This is a genomic window from Paenibacillus polymyxa M1 (assembly GCF_000237325.1).
Classification (GTDB): domain Bacteria; phylum Bacillota; class Bacilli; order Paenibacillales; family Paenibacillaceae; genus Paenibacillus; species Paenibacillus polymyxa_C.
Map to the genome: position 1 here is coordinate 4862985 of NC_017542.1, position 21763 is coordinate 4884747.

23 protein-coding genes are annotated in these 21763 nt (G+C 45.6%); 7 read left to right on the forward strand and 16 right to left on the reverse strand.

Features of this window, described 5'->3' with window-relative positions; translation table 11 throughout:
- Positions 1–69 precede the first annotated feature (69 nt).
- On the reverse strand, positions 70–663 hold the full coding sequence (gene yyaC, locus PPM_RS22030; RefSeq protein WP_013373033.1) for a spore protease YyaC: 594 nt from the start codon (positions 661–663) through the stop codon (positions 70–72).
- Positions 664–783: 120 nt separating this feature from the next.
- On the opposite strand from yyaC, the gene PPM_RS22035 reads away from it, so the two are divergent.
- Positions 784–1011, forward strand: coding sequence for a DUF1128 domain-containing protein (locus tag PPM_RS22035; protein WP_013373034.1), 228 nt, complete (start codon positions 784–786; stop codon positions 1009–1011).
- Positions 1012–1169: 158 nt separating this feature from the next.
- Here the strand turns inward: PPM_RS22035 and PPM_RS22040 are convergent, their stop codons facing one another.
- Positions 1170–1889, reverse strand: coding sequence for a pirin family protein (locus PPM_RS22040; RefSeq protein ID WP_013373035.1), 720 nt, complete (start codon positions 1887–1889; stop codon positions 1170–1172).
- A gap of 231 nt (positions 1890–2120) precedes the next feature.
- Here PPM_RS22040 and PPM_RS22045 point away from each other — a divergent pair, with 231 nt between their 5' ends.
- The 4 genes from PPM_RS22045 to PPM_RS22060 all read left to right on the forward strand — a co-directional run bounded on the left by PPM_RS22045 (position 2121) and on the right by PPM_RS22060 (position 4241).
- Positions 2121–2834 carry a phosphatase PAP2 family protein gene (locus tag PPM_RS22045; RefSeq protein WP_013373036.1) on the forward strand — a complete coding sequence of 238 codons (714 nt, stop codon included), beginning with the start codon at positions 2121–2123 and terminating at the stop codon, positions 2832–2834.
- 138 nt (positions 2835–2972) lie between these two features.
- Positions 2973–3230 carry a GlsB/YeaQ/YmgE family stress response membrane protein gene (locus tag PPM_RS22050; protein WP_013373037.1) on the forward strand — a complete coding sequence of 86 codons (258 nt, stop codon included), beginning with the start codon at positions 2973–2975 and terminating at the stop codon, positions 3228–3230.
- 42 nt (positions 3231–3272) lie between these two features.
- A complete protein-coding gene (locus PPM_RS22055) occupies positions 3273–3674 on the forward strand; it encodes a YtxH domain-containing protein (RefSeq protein ID WP_013373038.1) in 402 nt (133 codons plus the stop codon).
- Between the two features lie 96 nt (positions 3675–3770).
- Positions 3771–4241, forward strand: coding sequence for a DUF5665 domain-containing protein (locus PPM_RS22060; protein ID WP_043886055.1), 471 nt, complete (start codon positions 3771–3773; stop codon positions 4239–4241).
- A gap of 116 nt (positions 4242–4357) precedes the next feature.
- On the opposite strand, the gene PPM_RS22065 is transcribed toward PPM_RS22060, so the two are convergent.
- From PPM_RS22065 to PPM_RS22115, 11 genes are all read right to left on the reverse strand, one after another.
- The gene (locus PPM_RS22065; RefSeq protein WP_013373040.1) at positions 4358–5317 is read right to left on the reverse strand and encodes a magnesium transporter CorA family protein; all 960 of its coding nucleotides are present in this window, start codon (positions 5315–5317) and stop codon (positions 4358–4360) included.
- A 118-nt stretch (positions 5318–5435) separates the two neighbouring features.
- Positions 5436–6209 (reverse strand): sigma-70 family RNA polymerase sigma factor, encoded by a 774-nt coding sequence (locus PPM_RS22070; RefSeq protein ID WP_013373041.1) that lies wholly within the window; start codon positions 6207–6209, stop codon positions 5436–5438.
- Entirely contained in the window at positions 6206–6658 is a 453-nt protein-coding gene (rsbW, locus tag PPM_RS22075; protein ID WP_013373042.1) for an anti-sigma B factor RsbW, read from the reverse strand. The genes PPM_RS22070 and rsbW overlap by 4 nt, the downstream gene beginning before the upstream one ends.
- Before the next feature lie 18 nt (positions 6659–6676).
- Entirely contained in the window at positions 6677–7015 is a 339-nt protein-coding gene (locus PPM_RS22080; RefSeq protein WP_016324722.1) for an STAS domain-containing protein, read from the reverse strand.
- A gap of 100 nt (positions 7016–7115) precedes the next feature.
- The gene (locus tag PPM_RS22085; RefSeq protein WP_013373044.1) at positions 7116–8786 is read right to left on the reverse strand and encodes a response regulator; all 1671 of its coding nucleotides are present in this window, start codon (positions 8784–8786) and stop codon (positions 7116–7118) included.
- 19 nt (positions 8787–8805) lie between these two features.
- The gene (locus PPM_RS22090) at positions 8806–9675 is read right to left on the reverse strand and encodes a CheR family methyltransferase (protein ID WP_013373045.1); all 870 of its coding nucleotides are present in this window, start codon (positions 9673–9675) and stop codon (positions 8806–8808) included.
- Positions 9676–9755: 80 nt separating this feature from the next.
- Positions 9756–13472, reverse strand: coding sequence for a response regulator (locus PPM_RS22095; protein WP_013373046.1), 3717 nt, complete (start codon positions 13470–13472; stop codon positions 9756–9758).
- Positions 13456–14640: a PP2C family protein-serine/threonine phosphatase gene (locus tag PPM_RS22100; protein WP_013373047.1), complete on the reverse strand. Its 1185-nt coding sequence runs from the start codon at positions 14638–14640 to the stop codon at positions 13456–13458. Before PPM_RS22100 ends, PPM_RS22095 begins: the two co-directional genes overlap by 17 nt.
- Positions 14641–14875: 235 nt before the next feature.
- The gene (locus PPM_RS22105; protein ID WP_013373048.1) at positions 14876–15217 is read right to left on the reverse strand and encodes a general stress protein; all 342 of its coding nucleotides are present in this window, start codon (positions 15215–15217) and stop codon (positions 14876–14878) included.
- A gap of 96 nt (positions 15218–15313) precedes the next feature.
- Positions 15314–15832 (reverse strand): hypothetical protein, encoded by a 519-nt coding sequence (locus tag PPM_RS22110; RefSeq protein WP_013373049.1) that lies wholly within the window; start codon positions 15830–15832, stop codon positions 15314–15316.
- 50 nt (positions 15833–15882) lie between these two features.
- Positions 15883–16404, reverse strand: a complete 522-nt coding sequence (locus PPM_RS22115) for a DUF948 domain-containing protein (RefSeq protein WP_013373050.1) — start codon at positions 16402–16404, stop codon at positions 15883–15885.
- A gap of 261 nt (positions 16405–16665) precedes the next feature.
- Between PPM_RS22115 and PPM_RS28820 the strand changes: the two genes are divergently transcribed.
- Positions 16666–16833 carry a DUF1328 domain-containing protein gene (locus PPM_RS28820; RefSeq protein WP_013373051.1) on the forward strand — a complete coding sequence of 56 codons (168 nt, stop codon included), beginning with the start codon at positions 16666–16668 and terminating at the stop codon, positions 16831–16833.
- A gap of 129 nt (positions 16834–16962) precedes the next feature.
- On the opposite strand, the gene PPM_RS22125 is transcribed toward PPM_RS28820, so the two are convergent.
- Positions 16963–18153, reverse strand: a complete 1191-nt coding sequence (locus PPM_RS22125) for an SH3 domain-containing C40 family peptidase (RefSeq protein ID WP_013373052.1) — start codon at positions 18151–18153, stop codon at positions 16963–16965.
- A gap of 188 nt (positions 18154–18341) precedes the next feature.
- The gene (locus tag PPM_RS22130; protein WP_013373054.1) at positions 18342–19211 is read right to left on the reverse strand and encodes a cation diffusion facilitator family transporter; all 870 of its coding nucleotides are present in this window, start codon (positions 19209–19211) and stop codon (positions 18342–18344) included.
- Between the two features lie 476 nt (positions 19212–19687).
- Between PPM_RS22130 and PPM_RS22135 the strand changes: the two genes are divergently transcribed.
- Entirely contained in the window at positions 19688–19873 is a 186-nt protein-coding gene (locus PPM_RS22135) for a hypothetical protein (RefSeq protein ID WP_007432127.1), read from the forward strand.
- A 181-nt stretch (positions 19874–20054) separates the two neighbouring features.
- Here the strand turns inward: PPM_RS22135 and PPM_RS22140 are convergent, their stop codons facing one another.
- Positions 20055–21683 carry an ABC-F family ATP-binding cassette domain-containing protein gene (locus PPM_RS22140; RefSeq protein ID WP_013373057.1) on the reverse strand — a complete coding sequence of 543 codons (1629 nt, stop codon included), beginning with the start codon at positions 21681–21683 and terminating at the stop codon, positions 20055–20057.
- Positions 21684–21763 lie beyond the last annotated feature (80 nt).

Sequence of the window (21763 nt, forward strand, 5' to 3'; positions counted from 1 at the left end):
GTATATAATCTATTCGTTCTGAATATATTAGTAAGTAGAACATGCTGATGTATATTATTAAGCAGACCATCAATATCTGAAACGGTAACCCGCTGGAAAATCTTGCGAAGCTGTTTTTAAACCAAATTCACAAGCCGCTGCATCTGCAATATATGCAGCCATCGTCATGACCAGGTGAAGCGACGTCATCTGGAGTGTCCAGTACGGTTTGGCACTGCGCTCATTCACAATCGCTGCAACGCTATAATGCCCGACAGACGGCAGAGACAGACCAACCGATCGCGCAGGGGTTAGCGGTTCACGGGCAACAAGGAACATTCCCGTTGAGCCATGCTGTCCAAGACAAGCATCTATGGCGATCACATGATGATCTTGGGGAATACGCTCCAAGTATGAAACCAGATGATCCGCATCACAAGGCTCCGTCATTGTGCCAATCACATTCGGAAAGCCTTGCTCCTTGAGCATGGTGCCTACCAGTGGCCCGAGTGAGTCACCCGACGAGCGATCTGTACCGATACATACAAAAGTCAACTTATCCATAGCATGCTGATGTTGAATTTCTCGGAAAAACGGTGCGAGTCCGTCGCGATCTGTTTTCTCTACATTAGTAGGTTCTAAGGGTGAGCGACCGGATGTAGAAGCTCGATTATACAAAGACAACTTTGTCCATCCTCCTTCATTCAGTTCTATATCGGTAATCTGGCTATCAGTACATTCTACAACAAAAACATGATACAATACAGGCAACTTCCCCTGTTATGAAAGGATGGAACATTAACGATGGATTTGTCTGTACCGTCTCATGCCAACATTGAGTATATGATTGAGGGCATTAAAACCAAGCTTCGTATGGCGAGTGGTGCTGCTATGCAGGCTTCCGCTTTCTCGCTAGAGCAATACGAGGACATCCATGATGTCTACGATATGGTGATCAGCAAGCCTAACCTCAGCATTTCAGAGGTTGAAGCCATTGTCTCCGAACTGGGTAGATTGCGTAAGTCCTCCTAAACCAGCTTGTAGGACAGACAGCTTGGCTATTTTAAGTTTGTCACCATAAATAAAGCTCGTATCTCCGGTCGTCTTAACAGACGCACAAGGGATACGAGCTTTATTTTTTCGATGCATATACGTATTTTCATACACTTCTTCCTTTACCCATGGACACTTCAAGGCAAATCTACTAATACCAGTTCAGATATTTCCTCATTCCCTGTAGCTAGTATCTTTAATGTACAGCTTTTTTGAATTCGCGCGGCATCACCAGGTCTTAACTGAAATTCCCCATCCTGACACGTAACTTCGACATGACCGCTAATGATATAAATGTGAGTACGGCGATCTTCTTGCTGCGGATATTCAAGCTGCTGTCCCTTTTCCAATCTACTCAGATACAGATTTATATCCTGTGCAATGGATAGCGCTCCCTCCACCTCTGAACCAGACACTACAGGCTGAAGTCGATTTAGGCGTTCACTATGCTTGAATCTTTGTACCTGATAAGAAGGCTGAAGGCCAGGACTCTCAGGTAGAAACCACATTTGCAAAAAGCGAACCGGTTTTTCATCCCCAGGATTTCGCTCCTCATGTTCAATCCCGGTGCCTGCACTCATAACCTGGATCGAGCCGCTTTTTAGATCCTGTTCGTGGCCCAAGCTGTCGCTATGATGCAGAAGACCTTCAATTACATAGGTGACGATTTCCAAATCATGATGCGGATGTCTTTTGAACCCTTGCTGCGGTTTAAGCTCGTTATCATTATGGGCTAGCATACATCCAAAATGGGCATTGCTCGGATCTTCATAATCTGCAAACGAAAAGCTGAACTCACTATGAATCCATCCTTTATTTGAGGTATGTCTCTCTGCTGATGTCACTATTTTAATCATCCTTAACACCTCCATGGATTTCAGTTCCGTAAAGCAGCCCTTACTTCGTGATTCCTAATCCACTTCCGGCCCTGGCATTACAAACGCTGTAATACGATCCCTTTACCCCGCACTTATATGCGTCAATCAGCCTATTGTCTCTGTCTGATTTTGCTCTCCAGTTCATTATTCGTTAAGTTAATAGTACACAAAATCAATCTATCACAGCCATAAGGAGGCGATTTACTACATATGCTATCCCATGAACCTCAACGATTCCGATTCTTACCAAGCTATTTGCGTCGCAGTCTATCCGCATCTATGATCATGATCGCTGTCTTACTTCTCATTGCCTATTCAGTAAGATGGATTGGCACAGCTCCTTTTCTATATTGGGATGAGCGCATTCAAGATATTGTTTTTCCAGACACAGCTGCTGCTCATTACCAACTGCTACCCGTCGCCATCTTCATTACATCGTTAGGCTCATTCCGCATATCATTACTGATAGCAATCGGTACCGCAATCTTGTGCTGGGTCTATCTCCGTTCAAAAGCGTACTCCTTTGCCATCCTAAGCAGCTTTACCGCGATGTGGGTGCTAAATACGATCATAAAAGAATTTTTACAACGGGAACGCCCGTCTCTTCAACATTTGGTGGAAGCGGGGGGTTACAGTTTCCCCAGCGGTCATGCGATGATTTCCATGGGATTTTACGGAATGATATTTGCCATTTGGGCTATAGAACGAATGGTTCATAAGCGAACATTCTTCCTTCCGTGTGTTCTTGGTGCATTGCTCATTCTCTTGATTGGCCTCAGCCGTGTATATTTAGGAGTTCATTTTCCTACCGACATTGTAGGTGGCTATATTGCAGGTATGATCTGGCTGGTGTTTACCGTTCCCGTGGTCTATTGGCAAGCGCGTCTGTGGCCTTCCTCCCCTTTATCTCTCCCCCGTCCATAAGCGTTCTAAGATGGCTTTTGTTTCACTCACGGTCACAACGTTTATATACGAAGTAAGCAAGGCGAAGAAATAACGAAAGCTCAGCATTCATCAAAAACATTATCGTTGTGTGAACTCAGGATAAAGGAGGCGATCCTTGTGTGGGGAATTGTCCTAAGTATTGTAATGGCTATTATTATCGGATTGATTGGCGATGCACTAGCAGGTCATGAAATGCCTGGCGGCATTGCGGGCTCTATGATTGCTGGATTTGTAGGAGCTTGGCTCGGTGCTACGATCCTAGGAGACTGGGGTCCAGTCATCGGAGATTTTGCAGTCATTCCAGCCATACTTGGAACCGCATTGTTCGTGTTCTTGCTCGGACTTGTGTCCAAACTATTAAGAAGGGCTACCTAACATTTATATATATTTTTTATTCTATAAAAGGAGTGATATATCATGAGTAACATGGACAATCAAAATATGGCAAGCACTTCAGGTTTTGCAAAGGGTTTATTCATTGGAGGTTTGATTGGTGCTGCGGCAGCCCTGCTGTTCGCTCCAAAACCAGGCCGCGATTTGCGTAGCGATCTGTCCGAAAAAATGACCGTTGTCTCCGATAAAACCAAGGATGTCGCATCCGTAGTCAGCAGCAAAGCAACGGATTTGGCTAAAACCGTTTCCACCAAAACAGCAGATGTAGCCAAAACGGTATCCGAAAGTAAAGACAACATCGTAGCCAGCGTAACTAAAGCCTCTGCGGATGTCGCTAATGAAGCAGCCAAAGCGGATAAAGAAGTAATGGATGCAACCGCTCAGGCAGCCAAGGACACGCAGAAACAATTAAACGCAAATTCATAAATAGGAACACATTCTCATTATAACTATAATAAGCTCCAAACACTGAACAGCCAGCAGGCAAGAAGCTGGCTGTTTTTAAATGATAGAAAGGCTGGGATGACCATGAACAAACCACACTCCTATGGAGATGATCTTGCTCGGAACAACAAGAGAACCTTTCACCCCCTACAGACACAAGATCAGCCAGACGAGGTTTCATCCAAGCAGACCTCACCTACTCATGGTAAAAAGCATGATCATGAAAGAGATTTTGATGTGGATGAACATCCTTTTGAGCTACGTCATGAGGTCAAGCGGCTTAACAAACGTCTAGATCAAATCGCAGATACATTGGAAAAAGCAGAATTCAAAGATATTATAGAGAACTACTCCAGCACGAAAAGAAGAATTATCAGCAATCTGACGGCTGGGATTTCAAGGGGTCTTGGCCTTACACTGGGTACAGTGGTCGTACTCGCCTTACTCGCTTGGTTGCTCAGCTTCCTGGTGCAGTTAAATCTTCCGGTCATCGGAGATTTCATCGCCGAATTGTTAGGATATATCAAAATGAGTCAAGGTACTAAGTAATTGTCTTCTATCTCATATAAAAACGATCCTTCGTAACCGGTAATAGACTCCTCAAAGAGCCTCTAGTTACGATGGATCGTTTTTTATTTGTAAATTGCAACAGCTGTAATCAGCCACTACAATTTGTTACGCTTGTTTGTTTTTAATAAATCTCCCGTCCACCCCTTCATCATCAGCCAGCCGTACATCCCCGCCATACTTAGCAGAGTAGCGATAATCACGAAGGTAAAGCCCCAACCTGTTTTAATCCAAGGCAGATTTTCAAAGTTCATGCCCCAAATAGCACCCACTACAGTGGCAGGCGTAAATACAGCGGTCACAATGGTGAGCGTCTTCGTAATCTCATTGCCCCTAAATGCGGAAATGGCATCATCTATGGAGATCAATGTGTCGATTTCCTTTTCATAATGGCGGAAAAGTCCCTCCATCCGAGTGACACGGTACAATAACTGCTTAAAAAAGCGATTCTCCTCCAGCTTATCCAGATAGGCTTCGCGGGAAGCCGTGACCAGCTCTGAAAAAGGGATGAACATATTGCTCCAATACAACAGCTCGAAACGCGCATTCAATATAGAATCCATCAGCGTACGTGCATTCCTTTTCTCCATGTCCTCTTCCAGTCTTCTCAGGTTGATCTCAAACTTATCCATTCCCGTATGAAAATAATGAAGCACGGCTCTCGCCAATACGAACATGCCGTCTGCTGCATCCTCACACTGTTCCAGCATGGTTTGGCGTTCTGCGGTATGCATAATTTCACGTGTATTTTGGTCTAGATTTAAGGTCACTAGCTTCTGGTCTAGGACTAGAAAATAAAACTTGTTGCAATTACGCTGACTGTCGATCTCCTCCTGAACGGAGTAGATCAACGATCCGCACATCAACGGCTGATTGCCATCTGGAAAGCGCACAGAAATAAAACTGGATGGAATGTCCTCTACCTTATCCAGCCACTCTGCGGCTTCTGGGAGCTTCTCCTTCAAGTGCTGTATGACTGAATCCTGCCAGTCCGCAGCACAGATATCCCACCATTCCCAGCCTCCACGAAAGGTAGAAATCTGTTCAAATGCTGTCATGGATTCCATCCTTTCTTTGTTTTTTCCGCTTTATAAAAAGGACACGCTTCCCTAATTGGAATAACGTGTCCTTACGATGGGACGTCAAATATTATAAGCCATGAATTCAGCGATCTTGTCATGAAATAGAGGAATTAGACATAATCTGCTTCAACTTTTCTGTTGCCCGCTTCTGAATACGGGAAACGCTCATCTGTGATACACCCAACGTCTGTGCAATCGCACGTTGAGATTGACCGTCCTGAAATGCCAGAAGAAGCACTTTCTGTTCCTGCTCTTTCAGTTGGCTTAAAGCCTGCTGAAGATCCATCCGTTTTTCCACCGTGTCAAAATCGTTAGCATCTGAGCTAATAAGCTCACCTAACGTAGCTGCACTCTCTTCCTGAGATAATGGCGAGTCCAGTGAAACATAGTGGTAGCACTCACGGCCAGCAAGCACCTCGATCGTCTCCTCAACGGTAAGGTCCAAATACTCCGCAATCTCGTTCACATTGGGTGAGCGTTCTAATTTGACGGTCAGCTCATCAATGGCATGTTGAACAAGCGCACCCTTTTCCTTGATGCGACGAGGAACCTGTATGTACCAGGATTTATCGCGCAAATAATTTTTCATATGTCCCAGCATACTTTTCATAGCGTACGGCTCAAATGGGATACCCAAGCTGATATCGTATTGCTGGAGCAGACGTATCAAAGCCATCTGACCGGTCTGATATAAATCCTCGTATAAGTCCGGACGGTTACGGGATATCTTCCCGGCAGCCATCTTGACCATAGGCTCATACTTGCGGATCAGCACGGTAGCAATTTCGTTATCTTTGGTTTGCTGGTACTCCCAGATTAGACCAACGGCTTCATCCATCGACTCCGGGGGAGTTACCTTTTCATTCATACTGTTTCCTCACTTCTGGTCAGACGCTTTACCAACACCACTTCGGTGCCTTTTCCTGTCTCATTCAAGATATGAACATCGTCCATAAGCGCCTGCATGAGATAAAAGCCCAATCCGCCGATCTGCGCATCATTCAACTCCTTGTCATGCAAGGAAGCGATACGAGTCGGGTCCTCCACACGTTCAAAGCTCTCCCCTTCATCTTTGACACGAATGGACAACGAAGCTTCGTCAAATTCGAATGTTACTTCCACGACTCCTCCCTCATGACCATATGCATAGAGAACAGAGTTATTACAGGCTTCCGATACGGCCACTTTCATGTCTTCAATATCCTCATAAGAGAATCCCATTTTCGCGGCAATACCATATAAATTTAATCTTACAATATCAACAAAGTCAGCTGTGGCCGGCAAATTAAGAACTACTTTTTGAATTTGAGCATTCATTTCTTTTTCTTTCCTTTCCTATTGGGAATTCTCCTGGGGGGCAAAGAATTTGGCAATACCGGTCATATCAAACAGTTTTTGAATCTGAGGCGGTACCTCTTGAACCGTAAACCGGGACTCCATCCCATGCCTTGCTTTTAAAATAGATAACAAAATACCAATGCCTGTGCTGTCAATGTATTTAAGGTCTCTCAAGTTAACAATCAAATCCTGGCTGGATTCCCCCACTAAAGGCTCCATGACCAGACGGAAATCAGGTGCTACCGAAAGATCCAATTCTCCACTCAGATAAACGATATTTACACCATCGGCTGTTTCTGTGATCGCATTGAACTTCTCATTTTTATTTGTATTCATAGGCCTACTCTCCCAAAAAAAGATTTCCCTACATACTAACCCAAAATACGAGCATTTGAATCACGTTATAACTTTTTATACACCTGTCAAATACCACCAGCTAAGCTTCATTGATTCGATCCTTACCTGGCTGCATTGGAAAATGGTCCGGCGAATGCCGGAGCAACGCCTGTTTTACACTGCTGATTTTAACGGGCTTACTAATATAATCGTTCATTCCAGCTTCAATACATCGGGGCTGAATCCCCTCCATGACGTTAGCCGTCATAGCGATAATGGCAGGTTGGGACCTTCCCGCCAGTTGTTCACGTACTCTCCCCGTACACTCCAGGCCGTCCATTACAGGCATCTGCAAGTCCATAAAGATATAGTCGTAGTCTTGATTCGCAGTGACCATATCAAGCGCCTGTTGCCCATCTGCTGCCACGTCTGAAGCCAAACCGAGCTTATCCAGTATATTCACCATCAGCTTCTGGTTGATGGGATGGTCATCCACGACCAGTACGGGTTTACGGGTTGGGGGCTCCTGTTGTGGAATTTCCCAATCGTGGCTGGACTCCCCCTCCAGTTCATTTTCCTTGGCAACGCCAAGCTTCATTGTAAAATGAAACGCCACACCCTGTTCTCCACTTGTATCCACACGGATATCTCCGCCCATCATATCCACTAAGGTTTTGCAAATAGCGAGTCCTAGACCAGTTCCACCATATTTGCGTGTCATTGAAGAATCCAGTTGGGAAAAGGGATGAAATAGCCTTCCAACCTTGGCAGGATCAATACCAATGCCTGTATCTTTTACAGAAAACTCAACGGTAAGCCCATTGTCGCTACGCTCTTTAACAGATGCGAAAACATATACCCCGCCCTGATCTGTAAATTTAACAGCATTGGAGACCAAGTTAATCAGTACTTGACGCAGTCTACCCATATCTCCATATAACACGGGAGGCGTCTGTTCATCGAGAAAATAAACCAGTTCCAAATTCTTGCGGTTCACCTCTACGGTAAATAGGCTGAAAACTTCCTTGATACAGGAAACCAAATCAAATGGATACTCCTCAACTTCCATCTTGCCTGACTCCAGCTTGGTAAAGTCCAGAATATCATTAATGACTGCGACCAGCGCGTCCGCACTGCGACGGATGATATCAGCATATTCCTGTTGATCGTTTTGCAGCTCTGTCTCCATCAGCAGATCAATCATACCGATGACACCATTCATAGGTGTGCGAATCTCATGGCTCATCATTGCCAAAAATTCGGTTTTGGCATTGGCAGCAATCTCTGCTGCCTCCTTGGCGGCAATCAATTCGCTGTTCATCTTTTCCAGCTCCTGCGTCTTCTGATGAAGCAGCATGGACTGTGTTTTCAAGCGCTTGTTTGTTAGATACATTTGTACGAAGCCTTCAATTTTGGACTTGAGAATTTGAGGGATGAACGGCTTCACCATATAATCAATACCGCCCGCTGAATATCCCGCAAACAAATGCTCCGCTTCCTTGCTGTTAGCTGAAATGAAGATAATCGGAATATCCTTCGTCTTCTCTCTGGCCTTGATTAACTTTGCGGTCTCAATTCCATCCATACCCGGCATTTGCACATCGAGGACAACGAGTGCAAATTCATCTTTTAATAGACATCGCAACGCTTCTTCCCCAGATGTGGCCTTTACCAAATTATATTGTTCACTCTCCAGCACTGCCTCAAGAGCGAGCAGGTTCTCAGGTCTGTCATCTACCAGCAATATATGAATCGGTTCATGAAGCCCCATGGAATCCTCCTAAGCATCTCTATTTAATCTTCCGGTATATCTTCTCTACCCGGTCCAGCGGCTCGTAGGAATCACTATAATCGGTGAAATGTATGGATTCCTTGGCCCCAAGCACCAACACACCAAAATGACTCAAGCTATCGTAAAACAACCCATGTACGTGGTTGCGAAGTTCATCGTTGAAATAAATCATAACATTCCGGCAAAAAATAACATTGAACTCGTTAAAAGATCGGTCTGTCGCTAAATTGTGCTCAGCAAAAATGATATTTTTTCGTAAAAAGGGATGAAACATCACCGAATCATACTTGGCTGTATAATATTCAGAGAACGATTGTGTGCCCCCAGATTCCAAATAATTTTTGGTATACAGCTTCATTCGGTCGATCCCATATACGCCTTCCTTCGCTTGCTGTAAAGACAGGTTATTCATATCCGTCGCATAAATACGGGCCTTGTCATATAAGCCTTCCTCATGCAGCAAGATTGCCATAGAATATACTTCCTCACCTGTGGAGCAACCTGCATGCCAGATTCGGATATACGGATACGTTCGTAAAATAGGAATAATTTTTCGCCTGAAATTTAGAAACAGCTCCGGGTCGCGAAACATCTCGGTCACCGGAATAGAAAGACTCTGTACCAGCCTATCGAAGGCGCTGCGATCATGCAGCACCTTCTCCTGAAGTCCTGATATCGTGCTTACATTCTCGGACTGCGCATGATAATAAATACGCCGCTTGATCGAAGGCAGAGCGTAGTTACGAAAATCATAGCCGTACAGCCGATGTATACCTTCCAGCAACAGCTCAATCTCAATCATTTCCCGCTCATTGTCATTCGATTTCACTTCTTTAGCAGCATTATCCGCCATATCCTTCGATGTCATAATCTCTCTCCAATTCCTAAATAGGTTTTGCCAGTACCGCTCTCAATCACGTGTCGTTTTATATTACCCATTTTTTTGGATTACGAATACAACCACACCCGCATTAATGATAAAAGCTGTTCGGTTTGAATCGGTTTTTTTACATAATCGGAAGCGCCTGCCTCAATACACTTGGAACGATCATCCTTCATCGCCTTCGCTGTCAGGGCAATAATAGGCAACTTCTCGAATTGTGGCATTAACCGAATACGTCGCATCGCTTCATATCCATCCATTTCAGGCATCATCATATCCATCAGCACCAGATCAAAATCTGGCGTCTGTTCAAGCATTTCCAGTGCTTCCCTTCCATTTTCAGCAAAGGTAACCTCCATACGATAGCTTTCCAGCACACTGGACAGAGCAAATACATTACGAATATCATCGTCTACCAACAATATTTTTTTGCCTTCAAACAACTCTTCCTTGTTATAAAGCTTCTGCAAAATTTTACGTTTGTCCTCAGGAAGATTGGCCTCCACCCGATGCAGGAACAACGTAGTCTCATCCAAAAGTCGTTCCGGCGATTTGACATCCTTAATAATAATAGACTCTGCATATTTTCGAAGTTGTGTTTCTTCCTTACTATCCAGATCTTTGCCTGTATAAATAATGATCGGCAGATCGGTGAGCTGCTCATTTTCCCGAATGCGGTCGAGCAACTCAAAGCCTGTCATGTCACTGAGCATCAGATCCAGTACCATGCAGTCATACCGCTGGGTGGCCAGCTCGTTTAGTGCTTCTTTACCTGTCGAGACCGCCGTAATGGCCACATCATCATGGTCGATGAGCTCAATAATGGACTTGCGCTGATTATCGTCATCCTCGACCACAAGGAGGCGTTTTACCATTTGGTCCGTATACGATTTTATGTGTGAAAATGCCTTATCCAGACTCTCCTTCGAAGAAGGCTTTTTGAGATAGGCAATCGCGCCCATCATCAAGCCCTGCTTCACATCATCAATGACCGAAATCACATGTACTGGAATATGACGTGTCGATGAGTTTCCTTTCAGCTCGCCCAAAATGGACCAGCCATCCATCACTGGTAACTGAATATCTAATATAATAGCGTCCGGCAGATAAGAATGAGCCATGTTTAGCCCATCGTCTCCTTTGAGAGCGATCAGCGCCTTAAAGCCTCGGCTATGGGCCATGTCATACAAAATATTAGCAAAATTAATATCATCCTCAATAATCAGCAACACTTTATCCTGCGGGGTAATCTCGTTTCGGTCATCACCCGGATGTATGTCCTCTACTCCGCTCTTCGCAGGCATCTGATATACAGGTAAGCGTTCAGCAGGCATAATCATTGGAAGATCTGCTTCCACTGAAGCAGCGACACCCTCATAATCCGGATGTACATCTGTACTGTCAAACGCCTCTCTCGAATGAGACTCCATATTCTTTTCGGTAGGCGTTTGTTCCGGCAAATACAGTGTGAAGCAACTGCCCTGTCCCTGCTCGGACTCGACTGTAATGGCACCGCCCAACAATTTGGAAAGCTCACGGCTGATCGACAGCCCCAGCCCTGTTCCCCCGTATTTCCGGCTAGTCGTACCGTCTACCTGCTGAAAGGCTTCGAAAATCAGATCTGTTTTGTCTGAAGCAATTCCGATGCCTGTATCACGTACAGATAGAGCCAGATAGGATTTTCGTGAATCTAACATATCTGGAAGCTGCTCTCCGTTTGCCCGAGATACCTTGAAACGAATAGAGCCTTCGGTGGTGAACTTGAACGCATTGGACAGCAAGTTACGTAAAATTTGTTTGAGACGATAACCGTCACTAATAATGGCATCTGGCAAGTTCTCTTCAATTTCGGTATGCAGTTGAAGCTCACGTTTGGCTGCGACCGGAGCAAAATTCTGTTCAACAAACAGCTCCAACTCCTCCAAATGGACCGTTTCATGATTAATATCCATTTTTCCAGCATCCACTTTGGATAAATCCAGAATTTCATCAATCATTTTCAACAAATCCGCGCCTGACATATAAATGGTTTGTGCATATTCCACCTGTTTGGGCTTGAGATTGCCTTCCTTGTTCTCAGACAGTAGCTGAGAAAGAATGAGCAAGCTATTTAGCGGAGTACGCAGTTCATGCGACATATTGGCCAAAAACTCGGATTTGTATTTGCTTGTGATCCCAAGCTGCATCGCCTGTTGCTCCAACTGGGCTCGTGCACGTTCGATCTCATCGTTCTTTTCTTCCACTTCTCGAACCTGTTCTTCCAGTGCTCTCGTTTTGGCAATCAGTTCAGTATTAAAATGCTCCAATTCTTCCTGCTGACGCTGTAACAATTCCTCGGAACGCTTAAGCTCCTCTGTTTGCTGCTCCAAATTCTCGTTGGAACGCTTGAGTTCTTCTTGCTGAGTTTGCAGCTCTTCAGACTGGCATTGCAATTCCTCGGTAAGTGCTTGTGATTCGCGCAGCAATTGCTCAACCCGCATCCGTCCCCTGATGTTATTCAAAATGATCCCCAAGCTCTCCATTAGCTGAGCAAACAGCTTCGTTTCCAGATCACTGAAGCGATCCAGTGACGCTATTTCTACGGCACCAATGCATTCATCCTCGAACAAAATAGGGAAAATCATAATTCCCACGGGCTTACTTTCTCCTAAGGCGGAGCCAATGGACAAGTATCCTTCAGGCGCCTCTGTAACCAAGATCGGCTTACGATCCAGAACACACTGTCCAAGCAAACCTTCGCCCACTTGGATAACGTCTCTGATCGAGCCTTCGCCAGTCACCTTTGCATAGGAGCCATACAACTTGAATCGGTGGTCTTCTACATCTTTTCCTTGCAGGTAGATGGCTCCGTAACTGCCTCCCAGGATGGGCGTAAACTCACTAATGAACATCTGAGCAACCTGCTCCAGTGAATTCACACCACGAAACAGCTCAGTCAACCGAGCAGTATTGGCATTAAGCCAGGTTTGATCCTTCTGCGTTTGAAGGACGGAATGCTCGAATTTCCTTTTTTCATCCAGGTCTCCAGCCAATTGTTGAAACACACGAGCAACCTCTCCGATTTCATCTTTGGAGGCCACACTCATCCGGCTGATAGCCCTGTACTTTCCCTTGCCAAAGCCACTCATCATGAGGTTAACAGTATTTAGACCTTTGGCAATGCTCGGGAGCACCCACAAAATAACCAGTAAGCCCATGATCAGACCGGCCGCCATCAGGATTGTAGTAATCTGCACAGATTCCTCATAAGCCAGATTGGCCTGCTTCATATCGTTATCAATTTCCCGGTCTTGAAAAACAGCAAGGGTATTAATGCTGTCCATTGCCTCCTCTTGAGCAGGCAGACCCGTGCTATTACGGAAAGCATTAGCTTCCTCAATACGATCTTGCTCCAATAAGGAAACGAGTCTCTCTTCATAGTTTAGGAAATCTTTCCAGGCAACAGCCACCCGGTCAATCTGCTGTTGCTCTTCACTCGTACCGGGATCCGTTTGCAGACTAGCCAGAACTTTTGTTCCAGTAGCAGAGATATCATCCATCTCGCGCTTGGCCTCGCCGACAGAGGAGCCTGGATTCAAGATCAGATTGGCCATCACTTTAGCCATATCGTTCACCTGTCCGCGTATAGCTGTTGTTTTCCGGACCTTCACATATCGTTCTTGATAAACCTGGTTCAGCTGTTCATTCAGGCTCCCCATCCGGTCATAGCTGATTAGCGTCAGCACAAGGAGGATCGCCATAAGCGATCCAAAGCCAATCAGCAGTTTATTTCTGATTTTCATGCAAGCTCTCTCCCTCTTTCAATGAAATCCAGATCAGGCACTTATCATCATCGCGATCCTGCAGTCCCCCGTCATTACGAAAAAATGCATCCAGCATCGCTTCTTCATTCCATTCCTCATACTTACGCAGACAGGCAGTCAGATACTCCAATTGTTCCTCATATTCACCTTCTACCGCCTCCAGCAAGCCATCTGTATACAAAGCGATATGCCCAGTTCCTTCGTAATAAATCGTGTGCATCTCTGCATCAATTTTATCAAACAATCCGACCGGGCTACACGCACGGTCTAATTTGGTTATACTGCCATCCTGATTGAACAGCAAGCCAGGAGGATGCCCTGCATTTACATAGTCAATTCGCCGTGAACGAGTATCAATCACCATATAAATCGCCGTAAAATAATACTGTACCAGTTGCTTGCCCAAATCCAGTTGATTAAAACGACGATTCAGCTCTTGTATGACCTTCTCCGGCTCCACAAACGTGGTCACCGTATCCTTGAGTACAGACGCAATGAACATGCAAAACAGAGAAGAAGAAATGCCATGGCCCATCATATCGAGCAAAATGATGGCATATCTCCCTTCCCCTAGCGGATACCATGAATATAAATCCCCCGCCAGTTCAAAGGAAGGCTGGTACAGTGCATTCGCTTGCAGCATCGGGTCCTGAATGGCAGGACTCAGCACCGCCTGCTGCACCATCGCAGCCAGCTTCAATTCATCCTGGATTCGCTGATCCCGGTCCTTATGCCAGTCCTTTTCCTGCTTGAGACGCAAGGCAGAACGAATACGAGCCATTAGCTCTACCTTGTTAATCGGCTTCGTGACATAATCGACGGCTCCCACATCCAAGGCTTCGGCCAATTTTTTAGAATCGCCTACAGCGGTAACCATAATAATCGGAATATCTTTTAAATGTTCATATTCCTGCACAATACTGCAAGCCTCAATGCCGTCCATTTCAGGCATCATCATATCCAGCAGCACCAAATCAATATCCGAAGGACGGGGCCGGAGACTAATGGTACGGTCGCCGATTCCCAGATGCTCCAGCATTTCTGCGGCCGAGCTGGCAGAGATTACATCGCGATAATTTTCTTTTTTTAGTATTTCACGAATAATAATGACATTCGTTGGATTATCGTCAACAATTAGAATTCTCATTGCTCTCTCCTTATCTGTAACCCATGTATTATACTATACCTGCTTAGGGGGCAACACCCTTGTTGATTGGAAATAGCGTTTCCGTAAGCAGGCGTTCCAAAAACATAGATAAGGAATGAGGCTGAAGCCCCATTCCTTATCTATGTTTTTGGAGGACCCGCGAAACACTTGTGCTGCGGCCAACATCCTCTTTTTCAAATCTAAGCTTGTTTGATCCTATGATGAGCTGGAAATATCACGCTTTTTTCGCAATAACCAGCACTTTACCCTGATCTAATTCTTTTTCATAAAAATCTGCTTCCGTATCTGTAAAACCCAAGGAAGTGATTTTAGCACGAAGCTCATCGCCACGGGAACGGAACAAATTCGCTAATGAGTCGAAAACGCCTTCTTCCTTAATCCCGATTTCCTTGGCAGCCACCGTATCGGCGATACGATCCGTCCGATCCTGATCATGAGCGAGCACGAACACATCCTCATAACGATAGCCCGTGTTACGCAACTCATTCACAGCTTCAACGGCTTGTACACCGTTCTCTACCACCTTGGCATAAGATTTATGATTGGTCTGATTCATGTTTCTCACGCTCCTTTAAGGATTGACTTCTCTGACTATTACACTTCATTCATCCATTTGAAACTTCCATATGATGTCACGCCTTGAAAAAATCGATCACCACTCCGTTTCATCAAAAAACTCAACATACTTCGGCTTATCAGACGTCTTATCCGTAAACACTTTGATCGCACGCTGCCCGCGTACATATACTTCTCCGTCTTCTGCCGTAAATTGCGAGCCGCCTAGCGCCTGATCCAGCGTTTTCCGTTGCAGTGGCAGCCACTTATCATTCACTTTGATTCGACCGGCAGCAGGATCTACATGCACATAAGAGACGACGTCATCACGCATACCTACCACGACATCCGGATATTGATATTCTGTAGAAAGCAGCAGCATATCCTTCTTGACTCGAAGTGGCTTGCCCAGTTTTTTTAATACATCCGCACGAGTATCATCCAGAGATATGCCATTTAAGGTCTGAAAATCAGCTGGCACAGCATGTGGAGCAGTTATCGTCTGAACAGCCCTTACCATATGCCCCGCTGTCTGCGGGGAGACGGTTTGCTGAACCGTATCCTGTCCGGAAAAGGGAGTGAGCAAACCAGCGGCTAGTAGTAATGTCTTCATCATAATTCTCACCCTTTCAATGAATTTCCAATAGTTTACGGTTCAGCACTATACTACTGACGCATTTTCTGCCACACCCCAGCAGCGATGTCTACATAACCCAGCCAGTTCTTAGCCGGCTTGCCCGCAGGTTCCCCATAAGTGGCATTGTAGCTCTGAACCGTCCGCTCTGTTGCAGTCAAAGGTCTGTTCGAAACCGTTGACTTGATTGCCTTCTCCGTTCCGGAAGTGCTGCTCGCAGTGCTTCGCGATTTCTGAAGCCGTGTCATTAACGCTGTTGAAGCCTGCTTGGCGGCCAGCGTCACTTCACTAAGTACCTCCCCCAGGTTTTTAACCGACTCCATCACTGGTTCCACTTGCTTCAATTTATGATCAACATCTGCGGTGATGTCATTTGCATGTCGAACCGTTTGTTTTACTTCATAACTCAGTTCATCGACTGTCTTTTGTACTTCCTGCAAGGTTTGAGTCACCTTATCCAGAGAACCTTGGGCTGCTTTCAAAGTCTTAATAAGGTAAATAACGAGAACGGCAAATGCGATAGCAATAATAAAAATGCTGACCTGTGTTAACATAGCGTAACCTCTCTTTCGTCTTTCACGATGATGTTTATGATTACTGCATAGTTACCCTCTACATTCGGACACGAAACAACGTCCAGACTGGTAGCTCCTTGTGCTCCAATCGTTATGATTCACAGGCCCTTGCATCGTTTAAAACACCATATAATGATGGCACAGCCACGCTTAATCTGTAGAAGTCACCGTCATCTGCTACCACGCTCGATCAGGGCGCGAGTATGCCACATTATATACAATCAAAGGAGGATACAGAACATGCTGAAATGGTCGGCTTTATTCTTAGTTTTTGCTGTGATCGCCGGGATTTTAGGTTTTTTTGGTATCGTCGTCTCCGTAGCCGCTACAATCGCCAAAATGTTATTTGTACTATTTTTGGTGTTATTCGTTATTTCACTCTTTACCGGAAGAAAACGAGCCTCATAGGCATTGGATGATTGCTACGCCCAAAAGTGTTATGTATCATATGCTTATCAAAAAAGGATGTTCCCACCCTGGTCAACAGAGTTGTGGAACATCCTTTTTTGATGCAACTTTTAACAGTGAACGGCGTTATTATTGGATCACGCTGCCTCCAAACAGGAAACGATCCTGCCAAGGCTTGCTGAAATCCGTAACTTTTACACCACCGGCCGCTACAGAAAACGTATGGAGAAGCTTGTTGTCTCCCAAGTATACGGCTACATGCGTAATCGTTTGGGAGGAATTATCCAAGGACGTGTATGCCCCTGAAGATGCATTATAATTTGTAAAAAAGAGCAGATCGCCACGCTTCAGTGTAGTCATATCCGTATTCGGCTGGCTGTTCTGCTTGATCCACTCACCCTGTGAACGAGAATCTGCCGGAAGCTGGATACCTACAGCCTGACGGAAAATTTGGCGAGTAAATGCCGAGCAATCAAAAGTAGCCGTACTGTTGCGATCAGAACCATATTCATAAGGTGTTCCAAGGTAAGTCATACCTGTGTCAATAACCTGTTCAATTGCAGCCGCTGCATCACCAGAAGACAAGCTAACCGTCGATACAGGAGACGCTACCGCAGGTAGAGCAGTAGTATCTGAAGCTGGTGCAGCCGCAGAAGCTACTGCCTGCTGCACAACAACGCCCTCACCAATACGAATATATTGTGGAGATGAGCTGACATAGCCTACTGTACCGTCAGCAGTGGTGACCTTGAACCAATATGCGTTGCTTGAATCGGTAATCGTAACGACATCCCCTGTGTTCATATAGCCCAGAACCTCGGAAGAAGTGGATGCCTCCGCCCGCAAACGAACGGACGTTTGAATCGTAGCTTTCGTTTGACCGGCAGAACTATTCACTGAAGCCGAAGCCTCTTTAGTTGAAACATTTTTAACTGAAGCTGAAACAGTTTTAGCTGACTCTGAGGCTTCCGTTTTACGGCTGACAGGCGGCGTGGCAGCAGCAGCGACGCTGGTAGCGCCAACTTTTATGTACTTGTCAGAGCTGCTTGTGTAGCCGGTTACTCCATCAGAAGTCTTGACCTTATACCAATAGTTGTTTGTTTTCTCCAATACCGTTACGGCCTCTCCCTGCTTCATAAAGCTGACTACATCGCCCGTAGTGGAAGGGCCAGATCTAAGCTTTACAGCCGCCTGGATAACCGCCTTCTGGCCTGCGGATGCTGTAGTCGATGCCGCTGCGTCAACCTGACCCGGCGCCACATGAATTGCTGCCAACAGCGCGGCTGACGTCATGAGCATTCCCATCACGCGTCTTCTCAATGTTGCACCTCCTGGCTGTTTTTACGAATTTGAAGAGCATAATTCCGACGAATATAGCCGGACATGCCTTCATTATAGTAAAAGCAGCAGGAAGAGAGATATAATCCAAACGTCACAAAAGATAGCGTGTACACCATTTTAGGTATAGGTCTAAAGTCACTTTTTATACTAATTATTTAATAATTAATCTATAATTTAGGTTCTACATGGACATGAACGTGCATCGTATTATGAACCTCTTGTAGACGTTCCTCAATCCGGTCGCTGATCCGATGTCCTTCGATCAAACTGAGCTGCGGATTGACCTCAATGACCACATCCACCAGCGCATGGTTACCGTGTACCCGTGCCTTAACGTCACGAATTCCCTCCACTCCAGGTATAAGAGCAATCGTACTCCGTAAGTCGGACAGTTCTTGCTCATCAAATCCATCAGTCAAGCTATGTGTGGAATCCCTAAAAATCTCCCACGCTGTTTTACAAATGATGAACCCTACCACAATCGCCGCAACAGTATCCAACCACGGCAGCCCAAACTGTGCCCCGATAATGCCCACTGCTGCTCCAACACTGACAAGTGCATCCGATAGATTATCCTTGGCCGCCGCCAGCAACGCCTTGTTGTTGATTTGCCGAGCCAGCCTGTTATTGTACAGGTACACTCCCAACATAATCACTGCACAAATCACAGCCACACCCGCAGAGGTAATATCCGGTGTTTGCTTTCCTCCCTTAAAAATGCTTCCGATTCCGTCAATCAGCACCTGCAAACCAACGACAGCCATAATAAAGGACGCCAGCAACGCCGCGATCGTTTCGGCCCGAAAATGTCCATAGGTATGGTCGGAATCTGGTGGTTTCTGGGAGATTCTTAGACCGATTAATACAGCAATCGACACCACAATATCGGTGACATTGTTGAATCCATCGGCCAGCAACGCGCTAGAAGCAAATATATATCCGCTAATCAGCTTAAAGGCGGACAGCAAGAGATAAGCAGCAATACTCACCCACGCCCCTCGCTCACCTTTTCGTATTTCATCATAGACATTTACCACAACCGAGGACACTCCTTCAAATAGATAGTTTGCAGCATAGAGACCTGCCCAGAAATAAAAATAGCAGCATAGCTGCCGTCGTACCATTCTTTAAAATAAGCAGCACAGCTGTCCTTACACTACTCCTCAAACAAGCAGCAAAGCTGCTACTAAAAATAACAATTTTCCTTTGGATAACTGTTATTTTCAGGATAACAGACGTACTTTGTGTGGGTCTAGAGAAACAGTCTTTCCGCTCTACATCGCTGTAGGAACAACGAAAAAGTATTGCCAGGCACCATCCCTGTAGGTTACACAAAACAATTTTTCCTTCATGCAAAAAACAGACATTTTCCCTCCTGCCTTACTCCAGCGATGTGTTATCATTGTTGCCCTTGTCCCTTCTTTTAAAAACGTATAAAATGAGGACACAGCCGCGTTTTTCTTCAATCCAGCATGATTGACTTGAATCTGGCGGCAACAGGAGGAATTTATTCATGAGCGATGCTAACGAACCACGTAAAATTAATCTCGCAGATGCCATTCGGGAAAAGCTGGCACAAAAAAAACAGCAGTCCGGCGCTTCACAGCAGGGCGGCTTTCAAGGCGGTTCCACCAAAACACTGAAAAGCCAAAATACGAAGAAGCCGAACAACCAACGCCGTCGTACAGGCGGATCATAAGCCACCCCATAGGCTATATAGGGTACCGAAGAGCAGGCAAGATCTATCTTACCTCATTCTCGGAACCGATTAAGCTAAGGGCATGGCACAAAACGAAAAAAGAGGAGTCTCCCGGCCATATCAATGGCCTGATGGAGCTCCTCTTTCGTTTATCTATTTGCTGAAATTAGCAGTTCGGATGTTAGCCGATTTCTACCGGGTACATGCGTTCACGTAATTTAGCGATTTCTTCATTTTCCAAGTATTCATCATAGCTCATCGTACGGTCGATTACGCCGTTTGGTGTAATTTCCACGATGCGATTCGCAATGGTTTGAATGAACTGATGGTCATGAGAAGTGAACAAAATAGTCCCGTCAAAGTCGATCAGACCATTGTTCAGCGCTGTGATGGACTCCAGATCCAAGTGGTTGGTCGGTTCTTCCAGAAGCAGTACGTTAGCACCGTTCAACATCATTTTCGCCAGCATACAGCGAACCTTTTCTCCCCCGGACAGTACACTTGCTTTCTTAAGCGCTTCTTCGCCTGAGAAAAGCATACGTCCCAAGAAGCCGCGCAGGAACGTTTCATCCTGATCCTTGGAATATTGACGCAACCAGTCCACAAGGTTCAGATCCACACCTTCAAAATAAGTGGAGTTATCTTTCGGGAAATACGCTTGGCTCGTTGTAATCCCCCAGGAAAATTCACCTTTATCCGCTTCCAGTTCATTCATCAAGATCTGGAAGAGCGTCGTTTTAGGCAGACCATTCGGACCTACAAACGCAATTTTATCGCCTTTGTTCACAACCAGACTGAACTCGTTAAGCACTTGCTCGCCTTCCACGGTTTTGCTGACACTATCTACAGTCAGCAATTGTTTGCCCGCTTCACGCTCAGGCTTGAAGTTAATGAACGGATATTTACGGTTCGATGGACGGATGTCGTCCAGCGTAATTTTATCCAGTTGCTTTTTACGCGAAGTCGCCTGCTTGGACTTGGAAGCATTCGCAGAAAAGCGCTGAATAAAGGCTTGCAGTTCTTTGATTTTTTCTTCCTTCTTCTTGTTCGCATCGCGAGCCAGTGTAAGCGCAAGCTGGCTGGATTCGTACCAGAAGTCATAATTGCCGACATACATCTGGATTTTACCAAAATCAATATCCGCAATATGCGTACATACCTTGTTCAGGAAGTGACGGTCATGGGATACAACGATGACGGTGCCTTCATAGTCCATCAGGAAGTTCTCGAGCCACTGAATGGATTCGAGGTCCAAATGGTTGGTAGGCTCATCAAGCAGCAAATTGTTCGGACGACCAAACAACGCTTGTGCCAACAGAACGCGTACTTTGTCGTTGCCGCTCATCTCAGCCATTTTTTTGTCATGCAGATCACGCGGAATACCGAGACCGATCAGCAATGCAGCCGCATCCGGCTCGGCATCCCAACCGTTCAGCTCTGCAAATTCGCCTTCCAATTCACCAGCACGCAAACCGTCTGCTTCGGAAAACTCCGCTTTAGCGTACAGTGCATCCTTTTCCTTCATGATTTCATACAGACGCGTATGACCCATAATAACGGTTTCCAGAACCGGAAATTCATCGTATTCATAATGGTTCTGCTTGAGGACAGCCATCCGTTCGCCCGGTGTCATGTGAACCTCACCTGAATTGGCTTCGATTTCACCGGAAAGAATTTTCAAAAAGGTGGACTTACCCGCGCCATTCGCCCCAATCAGGCCGTAGCAGTTCCCAGGAGTAAATTTGATATTTACGTCTTCAAAAAGTGGGCGTTTACCATAACGAAGCGTTACGCCGCTTGTACTGATCATATAAGCATACCATCCTTATCATTAGTAAAGTGCTAAACACAAAATTACCGACGGCAATAGTATAACACACAAAAGATCGG